Here is a 22043-nt window from a genome sequence, read left to right on the forward strand (position 1 = left end):
GAGCTCGACATCACGACACCCCGACGTCGAGAGCGAGCAGGTCGTCGATGGTCTCACGGCGCACGATGACCCGTGCCTTGCCGTCTCGGACCGCGAGCACGGGCGGTCGGGGCGTGTGGTTGTACTGGCTCGACAGGGCTCGGCAGTAGGCGCCCGTGCCGGGCACGGCGATGAGGTCGCCGGGTGCGGTGTCCGCGGGCAGCCACTCGTCCTGGACGACGATGTCGCCGCTCTCGCAATGCTTCCCGACCACGCGCGCCAGCATCGGCGCGGCCTCGGAATCGCGGTTGGCCAGGGTGCACGAGTAGTCGGCTTCGTAGAGCGCCGGGCGCACGTTGTCGCTCATTCCGCCATCGACCGAGACATAGGCACGCGAATGGTTGTCACCGAGGGCGACCTGCTTGACCGTGCCCACTTCGTAGAGGGTGAACGTCGACGGCCCGACGATGGCGCGGCCCGGCTCGATGGACACCCGTGGGACCTCCGCGAGGTCCCCGTCACCGATCGCCTTGAACTCTCGTCCGACGATGTCGGCGAGCTGCTCGCCGAGGAGCGCAGGCGACAGCGGCGTGTGCTGGGACGTGTAGGCCATGCCGAAGCCGCCGCCGAGGTCGATCTCGGGGCTGTGGTGGCCGAGCTCGTTCGCGATCTGCGCGTGCAGCCCGACAAGGCGCCGTGCGCTCATCTCGAAGCCGCCGGTGTCGAAGATCTGGCTGCCGATGTGCGAGTGCAGACCACGAAGGTCGAGGCTGTCCCGTGCGAGGACCGCCTTGGCCGCCTCGAGGGCCTGCCCGCCAGAGAGGCTGAAACCGAACTTCTGGTCCTCGTGGCCCGTGGCGATGAACTCGTGGGTGTGCGCCTCGACGCCGACGGTGACCCGGATCATCACCGGCGCCACGACCCCCAGGTCGGCCGCAATCTCGGCGACCCGGTCGATCTCGACGAACGAGTCGAGGACGATCCGGCCGACGCCATAGTCGAGGGCAGCGCGGATCTCGTCGAGCGACTTGTTGTTGCCGTGGAAGCCGATCCGCTCCGCCGGGAAACCCGCGCGGCGAGCCACCGCGAGCTCGCCACCGCTGCAGACGTCGAGCGAAAGTCCTTCTTCGGCAACCCATTTCGCGACTGCCGTGCATAGGAAGGCCTTGCCGGCGTAGTAGACGTCGGCTCCGCCGCACACCGTGTCGAACGCCCCTGCGAAGTCGTCGCGGAAGGCACGCGCACGGGCACGGAAGTCGTCCTCGTCGACGACGTAGGCCGCCGTCCCGAACTCGCGGGCGATGGTCACCACGTCGAGACCGGCGACCTGCAGGCGGCCCTGGTCGTCACGGCATACGGAATTCGGCCAGAGCTGCGGAAGCAGCGCCATGACGTCATCGGGATAGGGCAGATAGAGCGGAGGTCCGCCGTAGCCCTCGGCATGCAGGGCACCGGCCTCGTGGGAACGCATCGGTCAGGTCCTCACATGCGCTCGGGCGCGCTGACGCCGAGCAGGTCGAGTCCGTTGGCGAGCACCTGGCGGGTGGCGTCGTTGAGCCACAGCCGGGTGCGGTGCAGGTCGGTGATCTCCTCCTCGACGTTCATCGGCCGCACGCGGCAGGTGTCGTACCACTTGTGGTAGCGACCCGCGAGGTCCTCGAGGTAGCGGGCGACGCGGTGCGGCTCCCGCAGGTGCGCGGCCTGGGCGACCACCCGTGGGAAATCTCCGAGCGTTGCCAGCAGGGTGGCCTCGGTCGGGTCGGCGAGCAGGGAGGGGTCGAAGCCTTCCGAGCGCACGACCCCGTCCTCGGCCGCCAGGCGCGACACATTGGCCGTCCGGGCATGGGCGTATTGGACGTAGAAGACCGGGTTGTCGTTGCTCTGCTTGCGCAGGTCCTCACCGTCGAGGCTCAGCGGGCTGTCGGCGGGATAGCGAGCCAGTGAATAGCGCACCGCGTCGGAGCCGATCCAGTCGAGCAGGTCGTTGAGCTCGATGATGTTGCCGGCGCGCTTGGAGAGCTTGGCGCCGTTGAGGTTCACGAGCTGTCCGATGCGCACGTCGATGTTGACGTCGGCGTCGTCACCGGCCGCCGACGAGATCGCCTTGAGTCGCCCGATGTAGCCGTGGTGGTCGGCACCGAGGAGATAGATCTTCTCGGTGAAGCCGCGGTCCTTCTTGCTCAGGTAGTAGGCAGCGTCGGCGGCGAAGTAGGTCGGCTCGCCGTTGGCGCGGATGAGCACGCGGTCCTTGTCGTCTGTGAAGTCGGTCGTGCGCAGCCACACCGCGCCGCCCTCGTCATAGACGTGGCCCTGCTCGCGCAACCGCTCGACGGCCTGCTCCACGGCACCACCGTCGTGGAGCTCCGCCTCGGAGAACCAGACGTCGAAGAAGACCCCGAAGCGCTCGAGCGTCTGCTTGATCTCGGCGAGCTGCGCTTGGTAGGCGAGCGGGCGCGCCACCGCGATGGCCTCGTCCTCGGGCAGGTCGAGGACGTCGGGGCGCTGCTCGACGACCGTCTTGGCGAGGTCGCCGATGTAGGCACCGGGGTAGCCGCCCTCGGGCGTCGGCTCCCCCTTGGCCGCGGCGAGGACGCTCTGCGCGAACTTGTCCATCTGCGCACCGGCGTCGTTGATGTAGTACTCCGCCGTGACGTCCGCGCCCGACGCCGTGAGGAGGCGCCGCATCGAGTCGCCCAGCGCGGCCCAGCGCGTGTGACCGATGTGCAGCGGGCCCGTGGGGTTGGCCGAGATGAACTCGAGATTGATCGTGTGGCCGGCTTCCGCGTCGTTCTTCCCGTATGCCGTCCCGCTCTCGACGATGCTCCGCGCGAGTTCGCCCGCGCTCGCCGCGTCGAGGGTGATGTTGAGGAAGCCGGGACCGGCGATGTCGACCTTCGCGATGCCCGCGATCTCGCCCAAGCGGGAGGCGAGGGCGGTCGCCAGGTCACGCGGCGGCATACCGGCCGGCTTGGCCAGTTGGAGGGCGATGTTCGTGGACCAGTCACCGTGGTCGCGGTTCTTGGGTCGCTCCACCCGGACCTCGGCAGGCACCTCAGCGGTGAAGTCACCGGCAGCAGTGGCATCCAGCAGGGCAGCCCGGATCGCGGACGAGAGTTCTTCGGGAGTCACCCCGGGAGTCTATTGGCCGAGAGCAGGAGGCCGTCCGTCGGCCGCGAGGCGTGAGACGACATCGACGAGCTCGATGGGATCGAACGGCTTGGCGACGAAGGCGTCGAAGCCCGCGAGGGCCGCCTCGCTGCGGTCGTGGGCCGTGATCGACGCGGTGACGAGCACCGTGGGGACTTCGGCCAGACGAGGATGCCCGCGGATCGCCGCGATCGCCCACCACCCGTCCCGGCGAGGCGTGTGGGCATCGAGAACGATGACGTCGGGCACGCGCGAGGCAGGGTTGATGAGCTGGCTGAGTGCCTCGTGGCCGTCGGCTGCCTGGACCACGTCGAAGCCCTCGAGCTCGAGGTTGATCCGGATGACTTCGCGGATCGACTCGATGTCGTCGCAGACGAGAACCAGAGGGCGCGGCGCGATGGCGACCGCTGCTTGCCCTGATTCCATGGACCGCACTCTAGGCTGCTACCCTTCCGTGCCAGCCCAGAATGGCGCGGATTCCCTTGGACTCTGCGCCCAACGGCCCCCGTAGCTCAGGGGATAGAGCACCGCCCTCCGGAGGCGGGAGCGCAGGTTCGAATCCTGCCGGGGGCACCAACGAACGAAGGCCTGAACAGCGCGGAGCGCCGTTCAGGCCTTCGTCGTTGGTGCCCATGCCGACTTTGTGCCCGTTTGGGACAGGTCGCGACGACGCGGTACGCGTCGAGCCCTGTCCCAAACGGGCACAAAGTCGGCCTAGCCGCGCTGGGACGAGTCGGTGACCTCGCCCACGAGTTCTTCGATCACGTCCTCGAGGAAGACGACGCCGATCACGTCCCCGTCGTCGCCCACGACTCGTGCCAGGTGGGAGCCGGTCCGCTGCATGGTGGCGAGCACGGACTCCACCTCGTCATGGGGACGCACATTGGCCATCCTGCGGATGCGCTTGGACGGCACCGGCTCGAGTCGCTCCTCCTCGTCGGCGAACAGGACGTCCTTGAGGTGCAGGTAGCCCGACAGCGTTCCGCCCGCGTCGACGACCGGGAACCGCGAGTAGCCGTGACGGGCGACGAGCCTCTCGATGTCGTCGGGGGTCGTGGCCGTGTCGACGGAGATGAGGCGATCGATCGGGACGCCGACATCGCGCGCGTCCTTGTCGCTGAACTCCAGGGCGGCTCCGAGCAGGCCGTACTGCTCCGGCTCGACGAGTCCTTCCCTGTGCGATTCGGAGACGATCTGGGCGACCTCCTCCGCCGTGAACGCGGAGGCGAGCTCGTCCTTGGGATCGACACCGAGCGCCCGCACGAGGACCTTGGACACCCAGTCCATCGCCGAGATGATCGGCTTGACGACCTGGGACACGACGACCAGCGCGGGGACGAGGGCGATGGCAGATCGTTCGGGGGTGGCGATGGCGATGTTCTTGGGGATCATCTCGCCGATGACGACGTGGAGGAAGACCACGATGAGGAGCGCCAGAACGAGGGCAAGGACGTCGGCGAGGGCCTCGGGCGCACCGAGGGCCTCGACCGGTCCGACGAGCGCGTGGTGCAGCGCAGCCTCCGAGATCGCACCGAGTAGCACGGAGCAGACGGTGATGCCCAGCTGGGCGGTGGCGAGCAGGATCCCGGTGCGGGACAGGGCATGCAGCGCTGCCTGCGCCCTCTTGTTGCCTTCCCCTGCGAGGGGTTCGAGCTGGCTGCGGCGTGCCGACATCGCGGCGAACTCGGCCCCCACGAAGAACGCGTTGGCGAGGAGCAGCACGATGGTGATGAGGATGGTGCCGAGGCTCATGCCGGCGCCCCTTCCTCGGAGGCGCTGCCGGGCTCGGGGCGCGGGCCACTCTCGCTGGGGAGCGGCGTGAAGCGCAGTCGGTCGACCCGCCGGGCCTCCATGTCGATCACGGCAATGCGCCATCCCGGGAGCTCGACGACGTCGCCCACGGCGGGCACCCGCCCGAGCTCGGCCATGACGAAGCCGGCGACGGTCTCGTAGGCCGGCCCCTCCGGGATCTCGATACCGGTGCGTCTGAGCACCTCGTCGGGTCGCCAGAGTCCCGGCACCGTCCACGACCCGTCCGACATCTTGCGGCCGGTCGTCTGGCTCCGGTCGTGCTCGTCGGACACCTCGCCGACGATCTCCTCGACGAGGTCCTCCAGGGTCACGACACCGGAGGTCCCGCCGTACTCGTCCACGACGATCGCGAACTGCTGTCCGCTGTCACGCAGGTGAATGAGGAGGGGGTCCAGCCGGATCGTCTCGGGAACCACCAGCGGCGGCGTCATGAGGGCCGAGACCGGAACGTCATCGCGACGTTCGTGGGGCACTGCGATCGCCTTCTTGACGTGGACCACGCCGTCGACGTCGTCCCAGTCGTCATCGATGACGGGGAACCGCGAGTGGCCGGTCTGGCGCGCGAGCTCGACGCAGTCCCGTGCCGATGCCGAGCGGTCGATGGCCGTGGCCCGCGAGCGCGGGGTCATGACGTCGGCAGCCGTCTGCACACCAAAGCCGAGCGAGGCCGTCACGAGCCGAGCGGTCCCGAGGTCGAGCGTGCCCGCCTCGGCGGACGTGCGCACCAGGGACGCGAGCTCGGCGGGGCTGCGCGCGGCCGAGAGCTCCTCCTGGGGCTCGACACCCATGGCACGCAGGGCCGAGTTCGCGGCCCCGTTGAGCACCGCGATCATGGGCTTGAACGCGAGCGCGAACCAGCGCACCGGTGCGGCCACCCACTTTGCGGTCGCCAGCGGGGTGGAGATCGCGAGGGTCTTGGGCACCATCTCGCCGACGATCATCGAGAACACCGTGGCGATCACCATGGCGAGCACGCCGGCAATGCGGGAGGCGGCGGACTCCCCCAGCCCCATGGATTCGAGCGGACCGCGGAGGAGGGCGCCGATCGACGGGTTGGCGAGGAAGCCCAGGACGAGGGTGGTCAGGGTGATGCCCACCTGCGAGGCGGAGAGCTGTGTCGAGAGTGCTCGCAGGGAGGTGAGGACGGAGCGAGCCCTGGTGTCGCCTCGCTCGACCGCCTTCTCCACCGTGGGTCGATCCAGGGCGACGAGGGCAAACTCGGCCGCAACGAACAGGGCGGTCCCCAGCGTCAGCACGATGCCGGCGAGGACGAGTAACCACTCGGTCATAGTGGGTCCATCCTAGGGACGGTGATGGCGATGTCCTCCTCCGGGCGGAGAGGTGTTCCATCGTGCGGTTGACCCTCCCGCCACGTGAGGCTGCAAGACTCACGGGCATGGCCATGAATCACGACGCGGGGGGCGGGCCGAGATGACGGCAGCGCCCATGACCACAGGTGCGCGCATCGAGGTGCGCGACCTCACCAAGACCTTCGGCAGTTTCACCGCCGTCGACCAGCTGAGCTTCCACGTGGAACCCGGCCGGATCACCGGCTTCCTCGGGCCCAACGGCGCCGGCAAGACGACAACGTTGCGCATGCTCCTCGGTCTGATCCACCCGACGTCCGGCTCTGCGACGATCGATGGGCAGAACTACCGCGACCTCGACCACCCGTCCTCGGTCGTCGGGTCGGCGCTCGAGGCGACGAACTTCCACCCGGGGCGCACCGGCCGTGACCACCTCCGCGTGCTCGCCGCCGCCGGTGGCCTCCGGGACAGCAGGGTCGATGAGCTCCTCGAACTCACCGGCATCCCGGCCGCTGCGCGCAAGCGGGCTGGCGAGTACTCCATGGGGATGCGTCAGCGCCTCGGCCTCGCCGCCGCGCTGCTCGGTGACCCACGTGTCCTGATCCTCGACGAGCCGGCGAACGGTCTCGACCCCGAGGGCATCCGCTGGCTGCGCGGCTTCCTGCGCCACCTGAGCAACGAAGGGAAGACGATCCTCGTGTCGAGCCACCTCCTCCAGGAGGTGGAAGCGACGGTCGATGACGTCGTGATCATCGCCAACGGCCGCATGGTCAAGTCAGGCGCGATGTCCGACCTGCACGGTTCCCCGTCGACCATCGTGCGCACGTCCAACCCCGACCAGCTCGCGGGCGCCCTGCGTGTCGCGGATGTCATGAGCAGCCCCGGCACCGACGGCGAACTCATCGCCGAGACGACCGACAAGCGCCTCGTCGGCGACGTGGCCCTGCGCGCAGGCCTGCCCATCTGGGAGCTGCGCGACCGCAAGGCCGATCTCGAAGCACTGTTCTTCGAGCTCACCGAAGGCACCAACCGCAACCTCGGCGACGGCGCGAGCCCGGTCGAGTCAGACGCCATCTCCGGCCTGGAAGGGGCGAACGAGTGATGGGCTCCGCCATCAAGTCCGAGTTCCGCAAGTTCTTCACCACCCGCCTCTGGTGGGGCATGGCCATCGGCATCTTCGTCGCGGGCGCGGTCTTCGCCGGATTCTTCGGCTGGGCGCTCACGTCCGAGAACGGCAACACAGGCGGTGGACCCCAGCTGGAGGGGACTGCCACCCAGGTCGTCAACTCGGTCTACACGGCCGGACTTGGGGTCGGCTACCTACTCCTGCTCACCGTGGGCATCATGCAGATCGGTTCCGAATACCGCCACAAGACGATCACTGCGACCTTGCTCTCGACGCCCAAACGGGTTCAGGCGATGTTGGCCAAGATCATCGCGCTCCTGGGGATCGGTGGTGTCTACGGACTCATCAGCTTGCTCGGATCGGTCTCGGTCGGCGCTATCGTCCTGACGCTCCGGGACATCGACCCGTTCCCTTCGACCGAGGTCCTGCGGACTCTGGCACTGAGCCTGCTAGCCCTCGGCCTGTGGGCCCTCATCGGTCTCGGAGTCGGGATTCTCATTCCGAACCAGGTTGCAGCCATCCTCGTCGGGGTCGGGGTGGCGTGGATCATCGAACCGCTCTTGTCCTTCGGGCTCGCTTTCGTCGAGTGGGCGGCGAAGATCGTTCCCTATTTCCCGAGCAACGCGACCAACTCGATGGTCAGTGGCGTGACCGCGCAAGGTCAGGACGTGGACTTCCTCCCCTGGTGGGGTGGCGCACTGGTGCTCGGTGCCTATGCCGTCGCCCTCAGTGTCTTCGGGACGTGGCGCACCTCCCGACAGGACATCTCCTAGAGCGTCCTCGAAAGCCGAGCCGGTATGCCGGGTGCGAGCCACCCGGCATACCGGCTCGTTCTCGTCCGGGGACACACCCGTCCAGCCTGCTGGACCGACGCTCGCCCACGGCGATCGGAGGGTTAGGCTGACCGCACACGTGAACGTCGAGATCGACACGCAGAAAGAGGCGTATGCGCCGTGCCTGACCAGTCCGCATCCAGCGACCCCCTGACCGCATTCGGACCCAACGAGTGGCTGGTGGACGAGCTCTACGAGCAGTACAAGCAGGACAAGAACTCGGTCGACAAGGCGTGGTGGGACTTCTTCGCCGACTACGACCCCAACGCGGCGCACCCCGGCGGTGGCAACGGTTCGAGCACGTCGGCTCCCGCGGCGACGCCCACCCCGGCTGCCGCCGCTCCCTCCGCGCCAGCGGCTCCGGCGCCTGCCCCCGCAGCCACGCCCGCTCCGGCTCCTGTCACGAAGGAAGCCCCAGCACCCAAGGCTGCAGCACCCAAGGCTGCGGCACCTGCGGCTGCAGCACCCAAGGCTGCGGCACCTGCTGCTGCAGAACCCAAGGCCCCGGCACCTGCTGCTGCGGCGCCCCAGGCCGAGGCCCCCAAGCCCCGTGAGTCTGCCCCTGCGAAGTCGGAGGGCGCCGTGAACGCTCCGGAGACGTCCCCGATCCGCGGTGCCAGCGCCCGCGTCGTCACCAACATGGAGACCTCCCTCACCGTGCCGACGGCGACGAGTGTTCGCGCCGTCCCGGCCAAGCTCCTCGTCGACAACCGCATCGTCATCAACAACCACCTCGCCCGCTCCCGCGGCGGCAAGGTGAGCTTCACGCACCTCATCGGCTTCGCCATCGTCAAGGCCCTGGGTGTCATGCCCGCCATGAACACCGGCTTCGGCACCGACGAGAAGGGCAAGCCGGTCCTCATCACGCCGGCCCACGTCAACTTCGGTCTCGCCATCGACCTCGAGAAGCCGGACGGCACCCGTCAGCTCCTCGTCCCCTCGATCAAGGCCGCGGAGACGATGGACTTCGCACACTTCTGGACCGCCTACGAGGAGATGGTCAAGAAGGCCCGCGGCGGCAAGCTCACCGTCGAGGACTTCCAGGGGACGTCGATCTCCCTGACCAACCCCGGTGGCATCGGCACCGTCCACTCCGTGCCGCGCCTCATGGCCGGTCAGGGCGCCATCATCGGCGTCGGGGCGATGGACTACCCGGCCGAGTGGCAGGGCGCGAGCGACGAGACGCTCAATCGCAACGCCGTCTCCAAGATCCTCACCCTCACGAGCACCTACGACCACCGCATCATCCAGGGCGCACAGTCCGGTGAGTTCCTGGGCGTCGTCCACAAGCTGCTCCTCGGTGACAGCGGCTTCTACGACGAGATCTTCGAGAGCCTGCGCATCCCCTACGAGCCGGTGCGCTGGGTCCAGGACATCTCCGCCTCCCACGACGACGACATCAACAAGGTGGCGCGCGTCCAGGAGCTCATCCACGCCTACCGGGTCCGCGGCCACCTCATGGCCGACACCGACCCGCTCGAATACAAGCAGCGCAGCCACAAGGACCTCGATGTCACGAGCCACGGGTTGACGCTGTGGGACCTCGACCGCTTCTTCGCGACCGGCGGCTTCGGCGGCGAGCCCTTCCTCAAGCTCCGCAAGATCCTCGGCATCCTGCGCGACAGCTACTGCCGCACCATCGGTGTCGAGTACATGCACATCCAGGACCCCGAGCAGCGCGAGTGGATCCAGAACAAGATCGAGGTCGGCTACGCCAAGACGACCCGTGAGGAGCAGCTGCGGATCCTGCGCCGCCTCAACGCCGCGGAGGCCTTCGAGACGTTCCTCCAGACGAAGTTCGTCGGACAGAAGCGCTTCTCGCTCGAGGGTGGCGAGTCGGTCATCGCGCTCCTCGACCGTGTCCTGTCCCGTGCCGCCGAGGACGACCTCGACGAGGTCTGCATCGGTATGCCGCACCGCGGTCGCCTCAACGTCCTCGCCAACATCGCGGGCAAGTCCTACGGCCAGATCTTCCGCGAGTTCGAGGGCAAGCAGGACCCGCGCTCGGTCCAGGGGTCCGGCGACGTCAAGTACCACCTCGGCACGGAGGGAGAGTTCACCGCCGAGTCCGGTGCGACGACCAAGGTCTACCTCGCGGCCAACCCGTCCCACCTCGAAGCCGTCAACCCGGTCCTCGAGGGCATCGTCCGTGCCAAGCAGGACCGGCTCAACCTCGCCGGCGAGGACTTCACCGTCCTCCCCGTCCTGCTCCACGGTGACGCCGCGTTCGCGGGTCAGGGTGTCGTCGCCGAGACGCTCAACCTGTCGCAGCTGCGCGGCTACCGCACTGGTGGCACGGTCCACGTCGTCATCAACAACCAGGTCGGCTTCACCACCTCGCCGAGTTCGTCGCGCTCGTCGACGTACTCGACCGATGTCGCCCGGATGATCCAGGCGCCGATCTTCCACGTCAACGGCGACGACCCCGAGGCCTGCGTCCGTGTTGCCGAGCTCGCCTACGAGTTCCGCAAGGAGTTCGCCAAGGACGTCGTGATCGACATGGTCTGCTACCGCCGCCGCGGTCACAACGAGGGCGACGACCCGTCGATGACGCAGCCGCTCATGTACAACCTCATCGAGGCCAAGCGCAGCGTCCGCAAGCTCTACACGGAGTCGCTCATCGGTCGCGGCGACATCACGGTCGAGGATGCCGAAGCCGCCCTGCGCGACTACCAGCAGCAGCTCGAGCGCGTTTTCGTCGAGACCAAGGAAGCCCTCAAGCAGACCGACGCCGAGGCGGCCAAGGCGGCCGACGACAACTACACGGGCACCGACGTCGAGGGCCACACCGGCCTCGAGCCGCCGACCGCCCAGACCGCGGATGCGACGACCAAGTCCGCGACCGAGACGGCCATCTCGCCCGAGGAGCTCAAGGCCATCGGCGAGGTTTTCGCCAACCCGCCGCAGGGCTTCACCGTGCACCCGAAGCTGCAGCAGATGCTCGAGAAGCGGGTCGCGAGCATCAGCCAGGGCGGCATCGACTGGGCCACCGGTGAGCTCCTCGCGTTCGGCTCGCTCCTCAAGGACGGCACCCCCGTCCGCCTCGCGGGTCAGGACAGCCGCCGTGGCACCTTCGTGCAGCGGCACGCCGTCCTCATCGACAAGGAGACGGCGCTGGAGTGGACCCCGCTGCTCTACCTCGGCGAGGGTCAGGGCCGGTTCTGGGTCTACGACTCGCTGCTCTCCGAGTTCGCGGCGATGGGCTTCGAGTACGGCTACTCCGTCGAACGTCCCGACGCACTCGTGCTGTGGGAGGCCCAGTTCGGCGACTTCTTCAACGGCGCGCAGACGATCATCGACGAGTTCATCAGCTCGTCCGAGCAGAAGTGGGGGCAGCGCTCGTCGGTCGTGCTCCTCCTCCCCCACGGCTACGAGGGCCAGGGTCCGGACCACTCGTCCTCGCGGATCGAGCGGTTCCTGCAGATGTGCGCCGAGGACAACATGACGGTGGCCTACCCGTCGACCCCGGCGTCGTACTTCCACCTGCTGCGTCGTCAGGCCTATGCGCGGCCGCGTCGCCCGCTGATCGTCTTCACGCCGAAGTCGATGTTGCGTCTCAAGGCTGCGTCGAGCATGCCGGAGGACTTCACCACGGGCACGTTCCGGCCGATCCTCCCGGACCGCGAGGGTGCGACGAGCGGCACGGTCGACCGCGTCCTGCTCGCGGCCGGCAAGGCCGTGCACGAGCTCGAGGCGGAGCGCGCGAAGCGTGGCGACACGAGCACGGCGATCCTGCGGATGGAGCAGTACTACCCGCTGCCCGCCCAGGAGCTGGCCGCCGAGCTTGCGAAGTACCCGGGCGCAGAGCTCGTCGTCGTCCAGGACGAGCCGCAGAACCAGGGTGCGTGGCCCTTCCTCGCGCTCAACCTGCCGGGCGAGCTCGCCGAGCACGGCCAGCAGCGTCCTCTGCGGGTCATCTCGCGCAAGCCGTCCGCATCGCCGGCGACCGGATCGACGAAGAAGCACCAGGCCGAGCAGGCCGAGCTCATGGCGGCGGCGTTCGCCCGCTGACCCCGCAGCGGGCAGCATGAGCTGCCCCGCGCGACGCGGCCCTGTCCTCACGGATGGGGCCGCGTCCGCGCGTTAGGGTTCCCACGTGTACTTCACCGATCGAGGCATCGAAGAACTCGAGGCGCGTCGGGGCGACGAAGAGGTCACGTTCGCCTGGCTCGCCGAGCAGTTGCGCACCTTCGTGGACCTCAACCCCGATTTCGAGACCCCCGTCGAGCGGCTGGCCACCTGGCTGGCCCGGCTCGACGACGAGGACGACTGAGCCATGAGCAACGACCACACCGTGACCGGCTCGGCCGAGGGTGACGACAGCGCCGACCTCGAGTTCCGCCCGAGCGCGGAATTCTCCGTTCCCACCGACGGCCCGCGCGACGTGGCCCTGGTCTTCATGGGAGCCTCCATGGTTGCGGGTGTCGGAGACCCCAAGGGCCAGGGGTGGGTGACCCGCGTCGTCGGCCGCACGCAGCACCCGGATCTGGAGCTCACGGCATACAACCTCGGTGTCCGCGGCCAGACGAGCGGAGACATCCTCGGGCGCTGGCAGACGGAGTGCCCGCCGCGCTGGAAGGACCGCGGCGAGAAGCGGCTCGTGATCTCGGTGGGCGCCAACGACATCGCGGCGGGCGTCACGCTCGCGCGGCACCGGCTCAACCTCGCCAACATCCTCGACGAGGCCGCGAGCAGCGGTGTCTCGACGTTCGTCGTCAGCCCGCCGCCGAGCAGCGACGCCGCCTTCAACGAGAAGCTCGCCGTCCTCGTCGAAGCCCAGGCCGACGTGTGCTCGCGTCGATCCGTGCCGTTCGTCGACTGCTACCGGCCGCTGCTCGGCCACGACCAGTGGCGTTCCGAGCTCGCCGCGAGTCGCGACGGCCACCACCCCGGTCAGGCGGGCTACGGCCTCATCGCCTGGCTCGTGCTCCACAACGGCTGGAACGAGTGGCTCCAGATCTGACCCGGACCTCAGGTCGTGAAGACGACCTTGCCCGTCACCTGACCGTCGACCATGCGGGCGAATCCCTCGCGCGCATTCGCGAGCGGGTGCACCGAATCGATCACCGGGTCGATGCCCTGCGCGACAACGAAATTCGCGAGCCGCTCAAGCTCAGCTCGTGACCCCATCGTCGACCCGATGACGCGGAGCTGCTTGAAGAAGATCTTGGTGAGCTCGGCCTTCGCGGGAGCATCGCCCGAGGTCGCTCCGGAGATGACGATGGTCCCGCCCGGATTCAGGGAGTTGACCGAGTGGCTCCACGTCGCGGCGCCCACGGTCTCCATGATCGCATCCACCCGCGCGGGCAGACGCTCACCTGCGGCGAAGACGCGGTCGGCGCCGAGCGAGAGTGCCGCCGCACCCTTCGCCTCATCGCGGCTCGTCACCCACATGCGATAGCCGGCAGCGGAACCCAGCTGGATCAAGGCTGTGGCCACCCCGCCGGCCGCTCCCTGGACGAGGACCGTGCCTCCGGGCTGCACTCCGGCGTTCGTGAAAAGCATCCGGTATGCCGTGAGCCACGCCGTCGGTAGGCACACCGCCTGCTCCCAGCTGAGTTCAGCGGGCTTGGGCACGAGGTTGCCGCGGGGAACTGCCACCTTGGTCGCCAGGGTGCCGTCGTGCAGCTCGGACAGCAGCGTGCGGCGCGGGTCCAGCGTCTCGTCACCCTGCCACCCGTCCGAGGGGATGACGGCGTGGACAAGAACCTCGTTGCCCTCGGGATCGATCCCGGCGCCGTCGCACCCGAGCACCATCGGCAGCCGGTCGGCGGGCAGCCCGACCCCTCGAAGCGACCACACATCGTGGTGGTTGAGGGCGCACGCCTTGAGGTCCACGACGACCCAGCCGTCGCGGGGCTCCGGGTCGGGCCGCTCCCCCACCTCGAGGCCGGACAGGGGGTCGGTCTGGGACTGTGAGACGGCGTAGGCGGCAAGCATGATCAGGACCCTACCCAGATGCTCAGGCCTCGATGCGACGATGTGGCGATGACCATTGCCACTCTGATCGCCAGTGGCCCGGTGGTCCTCGACGGAGGTTTCGCCACGGCTCTGGAGACACGCGGACACGACCTTTCTGGCTCTCTCTGGTCGGCACGCCTGATCCACGACGCGCCGAGCGAGATCGTGGCTGCTCACCGCGGCTTCGTCGATGCCGGTGCCGCGATCGTCATCACTGCGTCGTATCAGGCGAGCTACGCCGGGTACCTCTCCGCCGGTCTGACCGAAGAACAGTGCGACCACGATCTCGACGCCTCGGTGAGGCTCGCCCGCGATGGCGCTGACGGGCGAGCCGTCGTGGCGGCGTCCGTGGGCCCCTTCGGCGCGCACCTCGCCGATGGGTCCGAGTACACGGGATATCCCGATGTCGGACGGGCGCGGCTGCGCGACTTCCACGCCCGTCGCCTCGAGCGTCTCATCGCCGCTGAACCCGATCTTGTCGCCGTGGAGACGCTCCCGGAAGTCCTCGAGGCCGACGTCGTCGTTCAACTTCTCGACGAACTCGCACCGGACCTGCCCTATTGGGTGACCTTCTCCGCGACGGCAGGTGCACGGCTCACCGGTGGGGCGCCCTTTGCCGAGGCTGTCGATGTCGTGCACGGCGCGGCGGTCGCCGTGGGAGTCAACTGCACCGCACCCCGACACGTCGCCGAGTTGCTCTCGTCGGCCGCTCCGCGGGTTCCCTACGTCGTCTACCCCAATGGTGGCGCGGTCTACGACGCGGTCACCAAGACCTGGACCAGCGAGGGGTCCTCAGGATTCGCGGCGAGCACGGTCCGTCAGTGGCGGGATCTCGGAGCCACCCTCATCGGGGGCTGCTGCGGTATCGATGCCCAGGGGGTCCGCGGGATTTCCGACGCTCTCTCGGCGTGAGTCAGCCCGCGCATCCCGGGTGAGGATGTCGCGGGCTGACTCGGCCGGTCAGGGCGTCAGGCGAGCTTCGCCACGGCCGCGGCCACGGTGTCTGCCACGCCCGGTGCGAAGACGCTCGGCACGATTTCGTCCGCCGTCGGTTCAGGAACCATGGCCGCGATGGCCTCAGCTGCGGCGATCTTCATCGCCTCGGTGATCTGGCTGGCGCCGGAGTCGAGCGCCCCGCGGAAGATGCCGGGGAAGGCGAGCACGTTGTTGATCTGGTTCGGGAAGTCGGAACGACCCGTGGCCACGACCGCGGCGTGGCGGTGGGCCACGTCCGGGTGCACCTCGGGGTCGGGGTTTGCGAGGGCGAAGATGATGCAGTCCTTGGCCATGCGCGCGACCTCGGCCTCGGGAACCGTGCCACCGGAGACGCCGATGTAGACGTCTGCGTCGACCAGTGCCGTACCGATCTGTCCCGACAACCCCCGGGGGTTGGTCGAGGCGGCGATCCGGTGCTTGTGACCCGTGAGGTCCGTGCGGGACGGGGAGATGATCCCGCGGGAGTCGCAGACGATGACGTCGCGCACGCCGGCCCGCTGCAGCAGTCCGGTGACGGCCACTCCTGCGGCCCCCGCGCCTGCGACGACGACGCGGAGGTCGGCAAGGGAGCGCGACACCACCTTGGCGGCGTTGATGAGCCCGGCGAGCACGACGATGGCCGTGCCGTGCTGGTCGTCGTGGAAAACGGGGATGTCCAGGCGCTCCTTGAGCTGCGCTTCGATCTCGAAGCATCGCGGCGCGGAGATGTCCTCGAGGTTGATCCCGCCGTACGACGGCGCAAGGCGGGCAATCGCCTCGACCAACTCGTCCACGCTCCCGGTCTCCATGCACACGGGCACCGCGTCGATGTCGCCGAAATGCTTGAAGAGGATCGCCTTGCCCTCCATGACGGGCATCGCCGCGAGCGGTCCGATGTCACCCAGTCCCAGAACGGCGGTGCCGTCCGAGATGACGGCCACCGTGTTGCGACGGGCGGTGTAGCGCGCCGCCAGGCTCGGGTCCTCGGCGATGGCCCGGCAGACATCAGCCACGCCCGGCGTGTAGAGCAGGCTCAGGTCGTCCCTGTCCCTGAGCGGCTGCGTCGCGTGTACGCCGAGCTTGCCGCCCTCGTGGGCCCGAAACACGGGACCCTCGAAGTCAAAGCTCGAGTACAGCGGGGACGCGGACATGACAGGGGACTCCCAACGAGAAGAATGGTGGCGCGACCGACGACCGGTGCGACGTGCCGAGTCCTTGGTGCGGGACGGCGAGGGGCGGGAGGTGTGCCGCGCCCGGCCATCCTCGCACGTCACCGGCGTGCGCGTCTCTGGCTCGCCGCGTGCTCAATGCCACAATCGGGGCCGTGCCCCTGCCCTCGGTCCCCCGCCCTCGACTCGTTCGAGTGCGCGGGAGGTCCATGGAACCCACGCTGCGCGAAGGCGACCTCCTGCTCGCCCTGTGGGGCGCTCGTGTTCGTCCGGGCGTCGTGGCCGTCGTCCAGCTTCCGGCGGACGCGTCCGGAACGCCACGACCCGTCTCCGTCAAACGGATCGTCGGCGTCGACCCGGAAGCTCGCGACCGGTGGTGGCTCGAGTCCGACAACGCGCGCGAGGGCGTGTCGTCCTTCGAGATCGGGTCGCTGGCCCCCTCGGACGTCGTGGCGGTGGTGACCACGCGCCTGTGGCCGAGTCCGGGAAAGGTGACTGTGCGGCATACGCCCTGACGTGTGGGCCAACCGGCGTTGTAGGTTGGAACCGGCCCACAACCCACAAAGGAAAGGGATGTTCATGCGCCTCCCCGCTCTCTTCAGCATCACGGACGTCAGTGCCCACTGCGACCTGCCCTGCGGTGTCTACGACCCCGCGCAGGCCCGCATCGAGGCCGAGTCGATCAAGGCGATCATCGCCAAGGTGGCCGACAACGACGACCCCGACTTCCGGACGCGCGCGATCCTCATCAAGGAGCAGCGTTCCCAGCTCGTCAAGGAGCACCTCTGGGTGCTGTGGACCGACTACTTCAAGCCGCCGCACTTCGAGAAGTACCCGAACCTGCACACGCTGATCAACGAGGCCACCAAGCTGGCCGGCGCTTCGGGCACCAAGGGTGAGCTCGACGCCGCCAAGGCCGACGAGCTCCTCGCGAAGATCGACGAGATCGACGCGATCTTCAAGGAGACCAAGAAGGCCTGATCACCCTCCGGTCATGACGAGGGCCCCGACACTCGCGGTGTCGGGGCCCTCGTCATGCCCTGCAGTCGCGGCCGGCGGCTGGTGCTCGACTCAGGCCCGCCCGGGGCCACGCACGGAGCGCACGAGCGCCTCGACCACCTCGGGGTCGTATTCGTAGCCGAGTCCCAGGTTGATCCGCTCCAGAGCGGCATCGACCGACGGCGGGTCATTGCGGCCGTGCGAGAAGTCGTCGAACGCGTTGGCGACCTTGATGATCCGACTCGCCATCGGGACCTGCTCACCCCACTCGCGCACGTGCCGGAACGGCGTGGTCTGGCGCTCCATGAGGTCTGCGACGCGATCGAGGACCTCCGTCCGTCGAACGATCCGCGCCCCTTCATTCGCGATCCGACGTTGGTCGTCGGGAGCAGCCATCACCGTGGCACCGTCGGGAATGGGCGTGCGGAGCCCTACTTGGCCGAGGTCGTGAAGCAGTGCGGCGTACTCGAGGTCCTGGATCTCGTCGGTGTGCAGGCCGATCGTGCGCGCGATGCTGACTGAGCGCGCGGCCACCCTCGACGCGTGCCCAGCGGGCGTGTAGCCGGCCACCTCAGTGAGCTTGGACAGGGCCGCGATCGTCTGCCTGTAGGTCGCCCGGTTCGCGGCGTAGCGGCGGACCGCGACGTTCGTGAGGACCATGGGCAGCAGCCCCAGGGGGAGGGCAACGAGCCCGATGACGGGTGCCAGAAAAGCGACGAGAGGGCCCGCGGCGACGACGCTCAGGGTCAGGGCCTGGGCCTCTTCGAGCTCCTCACGCCAGGTCGCCAGCACAGGAAGGTGCTTGCGGTGTGCGCGAACCAGCCCGGTGAGCACGACGTCTGCGTAGAGGCCGGCCGCAGCCGACCCCATCATGACGATGGCGACCAGCCAGGCTGGCCGGTCGTCGTCGAGTTGCCAGCCCCAGACGCCCTGGCTGTCCGAGGGGCCGATCCGCATGAGGATGGCCGTGATCCCCACGCCCACGATCCGCGCGGCCACGAGATACCACTCGGTCGAGCGTCGCAGGAAGGCCCGCACACCCATGGCCAATGCCAGGCCCATCGCAGCGACGAGCGTGACGACCCCCGTCGGCACGTCGAACACGGCGTGTCCGTGCACCGGGCCCAGCACCGCCAACGCAATCCCCGAGCCCGTGGCGACAGGAGCCGCAACCCGGCCGGACGGCATACGCACTCGGAACAGCTCACCCGCGGCAATGGCGAGCACGAACGCCACGAGGATCGCGGAGTGCGCCGCGGCAGCGTCCGCGAGCTGGGGCATCGCCGTCAACAGGGACCACGCGACCGCAGCCGCACCCAGCGACAGGACGAATGCCTCCGTCCTGCCCATCCTGCCCATCCGGCGAGTCATGACTGCGCCACCGCACTCGATCCCACGGGACCGTCCGTGCCACGCACCACCCGCGCCAGCGCTGCGATGACGCGGTCGCCATCCGGACCCGGGGTCCTCGACCGCAGACGCGCCAGTGCCTCGGCACTGCCAATGCCGTCTCCACGCATCAGGAGGTCGTAGTCGTCGGCCACCTTGACGACGTCCGCGAGCGTGTGGGTGGACCCGTCGGACTGCGCCCGGGCCATCTGCTGCATGACGTCGGACGCACCTGCAAGGAAGGGGAGGTCCTGCAGCATCGCGGCACCGCGGAGCTCCACGCCCTCCTCGACGTCGGCGCCTTCACTTCCGGGCGCCACGACGACACGCCCGAGGTCGTGGAGGAGCCCCGCGATCCTCACGTCGGCCACGTCCTTCGGCCCCAGGCCGAGTTCCTGGGCCATGCCGGCCGAGAGTGACGACACGCGCGCGCTGTGGCCCTCGAGGTCCGGTGCTCGTGTCTCGAGCGCCGCCACGAGGGCACCGAGCGCTCGCTCGCGCGCCTCTCGCTCCTCGCCGTATTGCATCAAGGCCCACCGGGCGCCGGCGAGCGGAGCGAGCGCGACCAGGACGGCCACCGGACCCATGTCACCGGGGATCCACATGATCACCACGAGGAACGCGATGATCCCGTAGGCGAACTGCGTCAGGCCCGAACTCGTGAACATGTCGACGAGCTGAAGCCGCATGGGCACGCCCTCGGAGATGCGGATGACTCCTGCGACGAGCACGGCATTGACGACGAGGTTGACGACATCGGCCACCACGATGGGCAATCCCACATGGCCCAGCAATTCGCCGGCCCCTTCGAGCCCAGCGAGGGCGGTACCAAAGATGCCACCCGCCCACGCATAAGCGAGGCCACCGATCATCGCGGAGATGGAATGCATGGCCATGTTGAAGATGCGTCGGCGCAGTGGTAGCCGTCGTGTGGTCAACCCAGTCATGGCCAAGCCAACGACGCCGGCACCCAGCACCCCGACGATAGGGATCGCGGCCAGCACGACGACGTTGTCGGCGGTGAAATGACTCCGCCCGTCACTACTCGTCGGGAGCCACCAGGTCAACGCTCCGAGGAGCGCGAGCACCACCAGACCCGTCCAGTCCGATGGCCAGCCGTAAAGCCGGTAGACGAGGACGCTCCAGAGTCCACAAAAAAGGACGACCCCACTGACGTAGAGCGTCGTGCCGTGCTGCCTGACCCAGCTGTCGGCAGCCTGGTTCACCGAGCGTCGCGAAAGGCCGTGACTACCAGGACCAGCCCTGCGCCGACCATGACCAACCGTCAGCCGCCCAGGACCAGCCGGTGGCTGTGGTGTCAGTTCCGCCCGTGGTCCCGGACTCATCGGCCGCGTGGGCGGTGGAGGCGACGAACGTCGAGAGAGCCGCTAGTGCAAGCGTTGCGGCGGCGAGTCGGATGGCGCGCATTGGGGGAACCTTTCATTCATCCCGGCCAGGGCGCCGGGACTGATTACGGGCCAGTCTCCCACGGTTTCAACCTGTGCGACAATGTTAGAGACGAGTGATCTGTGGAGCTCTAGGCATCCGTGCAGGGCACCTGGTCACAGTTCATCCCCCGATCTCGAGGAGTTCCCATGAGCAAGCGCGCCCGCAAGCGCCGCTCGCGCAAGGGCAACAAGGCCAACCACGGCCGTAAGCCCAACGCCTGAGCAGCGCGCAGCAACTGACGAAGGGGCGACCACCGCAAGGTGGTCGCCCCTTCGTCGTGCGCAGAAGTCGGCGTCAGCCGTCGAGTTCGAGTCGCACCATCGTGATGCGCTGCACGACCTGGAGGCGGAGGGAGTCCGGGCAGGTCTCCGAGCTGCTGGACCGGCGGACCGCGTCCTTGACGGCGCGGTCGAGGTCGTGCTCGTGCAGGCAGGGACCGCACGCCTCGAGGTGCTCGGCGACCCGGGCGACATCGCTCGGCTGGAGCTCACCGTCGAGGTACTCGTAGATGCGGTGCAGGACCTCGGAGCAGTCCGCGTGTTCCTGCAGGTGCGCCTGCACGTTGTTGTCGTCGTTCACGACGAGACCTCCTTGCCGAAACCGCGCTCGGCGGCATACTCCGTCAGCATTTCGCGGAGCTGGCGACGACCGCGGTGGAGTCGTGACATCACGGTGCCAATGGGCGTGCCCATGATGTCGGCGATCTCTTTGTAGGCGAATCCCTCGACGTCAGCGAGATAGACCGCCATCCGGAAATCCTCGGGCAACTCCTGGAGCGCCCGCTTGATCTCGTTGTCGGGCAGGTGGTCGAGTGCTTCGGCCTCGGCCGACTTCAGGCCCGAACTCGTGTGCGACTCGGCACGCACGAGCTGGTAGTCCTCGACCTCCGCGGCGTCGGACTGCTGGGGTTCACGCTGCTTCTTGCGATACGTGTTGATGTAGGTATTCGTCAGGATGCGATACATCCACGCGCGCAGGTTGGTGCCCGGCTTGAACTGGTGGAACGCGGCGAACGCCTTGGCATAGGTCTCCTGAAGGAGGTCCTCGGCATCGGCCGGGTTGCGCGTCGTGCGCATCGCGGCGGCATACAGCTGGTCGAGGAGCGGCAACGCCTCCGCCTCGAAGCGCGCCTGTCGTTGCTCTGGCGTCTCGTTCGCGAGGTCCACGCCGGTCTCGTCTGAGGTCGTCTGCGGTGTCATTGCACTCCAGCCTAGACCTGTCTCCGCTGGGGACGTCGTGTGCAGCACGAGCACGGGCGAACCTCTCTGACGACGGCGGGCACCGCTGAAGGCGGCGCCGGTGACTCCGTGTCCAACAGGGCCAGTGGGCGCGTCATTCCCGCGTGTAGTTTGACCGCATGCCCACGTCGACCGACTCCACCTTCGTCCAGCTCCTCGGGGAGCAGGTCCGTCACGAGTTCACCGCGAGCCAGCAATACATCGCCATCGCGATCTGGTTCGACGACCTCGACCTCCCCCGTCTCGCCGAGCGCTTCTATGCGCAGAGCGTCGAGGAGCGCAACCACGCGATGATGATGGTCCGCTACATGCTCGACCGCGATTGGGACGTCGAGATTCCGGGAGTCGACGACGTCCGCAACACCTTCGACAAGCCCGCCGATCCCATCGCCGTCGCGCTCGCCCAGGAGAAGAAGGTCACCGAGCAGTGCGAGGCGCTCTTCCGGGCGGCCCGCGCCGAGGGCGACGTGCTCAGCGAGCAGTTCATGCTGTGGTTCCTCAAGGAGCAGGTCGAGGAGGTCGCGTCGATGAACTCCCTCCTGACGATCACGCAGCGTGCGGGCGACGACTGGTTCCAGATCGAGGAGCACCTGGCCCGCGAGCCCCAGTCCGACGCATCCGACAACTCGGCCCCTGAGGCCGCCGGTGGCGCTCTCTGA

General features: G+C 68.4%; 22 protein-coding genes and 1 tRNA gene. 11 read left to right on the top strand and 12 right to left on the bottom strand.

Annotation, left to right across the window (positions count from 1 at the left end; translation table 11 throughout):
- Window positions 1-10: 10 nt before the first annotated feature.
- From lysA to N802_RS02435, 3 genes are read right to left on the bottom strand one after another with little or no spacing between them, the layout of a single operon-like run.
- Window positions 11-1450 (bottom strand): diaminopimelate decarboxylase, encoded by a 1440-nt coding sequence (gene lysA / locus N802_RS02425; RefSeq protein ID WP_035911501.1) that lies wholly within the window; start codon window positions 1448-1450, stop codon window positions 11-13.
- 11 nt (window positions 1451-1461) lie between these two features.
- Complete coding sequence (argS, locus tag N802_RS02430) at window positions 1462-3108, bottom strand: arginine--tRNA ligase (RefSeq protein ID WP_035911504.1); 1647 nt, start codon at window positions 3106-3108, stop codon at window positions 1462-1464.
- A gap of 9 nt (window positions 3109-3117) precedes the next feature.
- Complete coding sequence (locus tag N802_RS02435) at window positions 3118-3552, bottom strand: response regulator (RefSeq protein WP_052109319.1); 435 nt, start codon at window positions 3550-3552, stop codon at window positions 3118-3120.
- A gap of 75 nt (window positions 3553-3627) precedes the next feature.
- Between N802_RS02435 and N802_RS02440 the strand changes: the two genes are divergently transcribed.
- Window positions 3628-3702: transfer RNA gene (locus N802_RS02440), tRNA-Arg, on the top strand.
- A 138-nt stretch (window positions 3703-3840) separates the two neighbouring features.
- Here the strand turns inward: N802_RS02440 and N802_RS02445 are convergent.
- Window positions 3841-4878, bottom strand: coding sequence for a hemolysin family protein (locus N802_RS02445; protein ID WP_035911507.1), 1038 nt, complete (start codon window positions 4876-4878; stop codon window positions 3841-3843).
- Window positions 4875-6227 carry a hemolysin family protein gene (locus tag N802_RS02450; protein WP_035911510.1) on the bottom strand — a complete coding sequence of 451 codons (1353 nt, stop codon included), beginning with the start codon at window positions 6225-6227 and terminating at the stop codon, window positions 4875-4877. The genes N802_RS02445 and N802_RS02450 overlap by 4 nt, the downstream gene beginning before the upstream one ends.
- A gap of 157 nt (window positions 6228-6384) precedes the next feature.
- Between N802_RS02450 and N802_RS02455 the strand changes: the two genes are divergently transcribed.
- From N802_RS02455 to N802_RS02470, 5 genes are all read left to right on the top strand, one after another.
- Window positions 6385-7347, top strand: coding sequence for an ABC transporter ATP-binding protein (locus tag N802_RS02455; RefSeq protein WP_245613796.1), 963 nt, complete (start codon window positions 6385-6387; stop codon window positions 7345-7347).
- A complete protein-coding gene (locus N802_RS02460; RefSeq protein ID WP_035911517.1) occupies window positions 7347-8144 on the top strand; it encodes an ABC transporter permease subunit in 798 nt (265 codons plus the stop codon). The genes N802_RS02455 and N802_RS02460 overlap by 1 nt, the downstream gene beginning before the upstream one ends.
- Window positions 8145-8324: 180 nt before the next feature.
- Window positions 8325-12215 (top strand): multifunctional oxoglutarate decarboxylase/oxoglutarate dehydrogenase thiamine pyrophosphate-binding subunit/dihydrolipoyllysine-residue succinyltransferase subunit, encoded by a 3891-nt coding sequence (locus N802_RS02465; protein ID WP_035911520.1) that lies wholly within the window; start codon window positions 8325-8327, stop codon window positions 12213-12215.
- Window positions 12216-12300: 85 nt separating this feature from the next.
- Complete coding sequence (locus N802_RS20415) at window positions 12301-12477, top strand: DUF6104 family protein (protein ID WP_169743381.1); 177 nt, start codon at window positions 12301-12303, stop codon at window positions 12475-12477.
- Between the two features lie 3 nt (window positions 12478-12480).
- The gene (locus N802_RS02470; RefSeq protein ID WP_035911523.1) at window positions 12481-13167 is read left to right on the top strand and encodes a GDSL-type esterase/lipase family protein; all 687 of its coding nucleotides are present in this window, start codon (window positions 12481-12483) and stop codon (window positions 13165-13167) included.
- An 8-nt stretch (window positions 13168-13175) separates the two neighbouring features.
- Here N802_RS02470 and N802_RS02475 read toward each other — a convergent pair whose 3' ends face one another.
- The gene (locus N802_RS02475) at window positions 13176-14144 is read right to left on the bottom strand and encodes a zinc-binding dehydrogenase (RefSeq protein WP_035911524.1); all 969 of its coding nucleotides are present in this window, start codon (window positions 14142-14144) and stop codon (window positions 13176-13178) included.
- Between the two features lie 48 nt (window positions 14145-14192).
- Between N802_RS02475 and mmuM the strand changes: the two genes are divergently transcribed.
- The gene (gene mmuM / locus N802_RS02480; RefSeq protein WP_035911527.1) at window positions 14193-15077 is read left to right on the top strand and encodes a homocysteine S-methyltransferase; all 885 of its coding nucleotides are present in this window, start codon (window positions 14193-14195) and stop codon (window positions 15075-15077) included.
- A 56-nt stretch (window positions 15078-15133) separates the two neighbouring features.
- Here the strand turns inward: mmuM and N802_RS02485 are convergent, their stop codons facing one another.
- Window positions 15134-16291, bottom strand: coding sequence for an NAD(P)-dependent malic enzyme (locus N802_RS02485; RefSeq protein WP_035911528.1), 1158 nt, complete (start codon window positions 16289-16291; stop codon window positions 15134-15136).
- Between the two features lie 173 nt (window positions 16292-16464).
- On the opposite strand from N802_RS02485, the gene N802_RS02490 reads away from it, so the two are divergent.
- Both N802_RS02490 and sodN read left to right on the top strand, forming a co-directional pair.
- Complete coding sequence (locus N802_RS02490; protein ID WP_211254323.1) at window positions 16465-16824, top strand: S24/S26 family peptidase; 360 nt, start codon at window positions 16465-16467, stop codon at window positions 16822-16824.
- A gap of 64 nt (window positions 16825-16888) precedes the next feature.
- Window positions 16889-17290, top strand: coding sequence for a superoxide dismutase, Ni (gene sodN / locus N802_RS02495; RefSeq protein ID WP_211254324.1), 402 nt, complete (start codon window positions 16889-16891; stop codon window positions 17288-17290).
- Window positions 17291-17380: 90 nt separating this feature from the next.
- Here the strand turns inward: sodN and N802_RS02500 are convergent, their stop codons facing one another.
- Genes N802_RS02500 through N802_RS20420 form a run of 3 tightly spaced genes read right to left on the bottom strand, consistent with a single transcriptional unit; the run spans window position 17381 to window position 20125 of the window.
- On the bottom strand, window positions 17381-18658 hold the full coding sequence (locus tag N802_RS02500; RefSeq protein WP_052109321.1) for an HD-GYP domain-containing protein: 1278 nt from the start codon (window positions 18656-18658) through the stop codon (window positions 17381-17383).
- 17 nt (window positions 18659-18675) lie between these two features.
- Window positions 18676-19923 carry an HD-GYP domain-containing protein gene (locus tag N802_RS02505; RefSeq protein WP_035911535.1) on the bottom strand — a complete coding sequence of 416 codons (1248 nt, stop codon included), beginning with the start codon at window positions 19921-19923 and terminating at the stop codon, window positions 18676-18678.
- 22 nt (window positions 19924-19945) lie between these two features.
- Window positions 19946-20125: a hypothetical protein gene (locus N802_RS20420; protein ID WP_035911537.1), complete on the bottom strand. Its 180-nt coding sequence runs from the start codon at window positions 20123-20125 to the stop codon at window positions 19946-19948.
- A gap of 167 nt (window positions 20126-20292) precedes the next feature.
- Here N802_RS20420 and N802_RS21095 point away from each other — a divergent pair, with 167 nt between their 5' ends.
- Window positions 20293-20367, top strand: coding sequence for a 50S ribosomal protein bL37 (locus N802_RS21095; RefSeq protein WP_009775747.1), 75 nt, complete (start codon window positions 20293-20295; stop codon window positions 20365-20367).
- Window positions 20368-20440: 73 nt separating this feature from the next.
- Here the strand turns inward: N802_RS21095 and rsrA are convergent, their stop codons facing one another.
- Together rsrA and N802_RS02520 are read right to left on the bottom strand one after the other, a co-directional pair.
- Window positions 20441-20725, bottom strand: a complete 285-nt coding sequence (gene rsrA, locus N802_RS02515) for a mycothiol system anti-sigma-R factor (protein WP_052109322.1) — start codon at window positions 20723-20725, stop codon at window positions 20441-20443.
- Window positions 20722-21345, bottom strand: coding sequence for a sigma-70 family RNA polymerase sigma factor (locus tag N802_RS02520; protein WP_035911539.1), 624 nt, complete (start codon window positions 21343-21345; stop codon window positions 20722-20724). The genes rsrA and N802_RS02520 overlap by 4 nt, the downstream gene beginning before the upstream one ends.
- A 158-nt stretch (window positions 21346-21503) precedes the next feature.
- On the opposite strand from N802_RS02520, the gene N802_RS02525 reads away from it, so the two are divergent.
- On the top strand, window positions 21504-22043 hold the full coding sequence (locus N802_RS02525; protein ID WP_035911541.1) for a ferritin: 540 nt from the start codon (window positions 21504-21506) through the stop codon (window positions 22041-22043).

Source organism: Knoellia sinensis KCTC 19936 (assembly GCF_000768705.1).
Lineage (GTDB): Bacteria > Actinomycetota > Actinomycetes > Actinomycetales > Dermatophilaceae > Knoellia > Knoellia sinensis.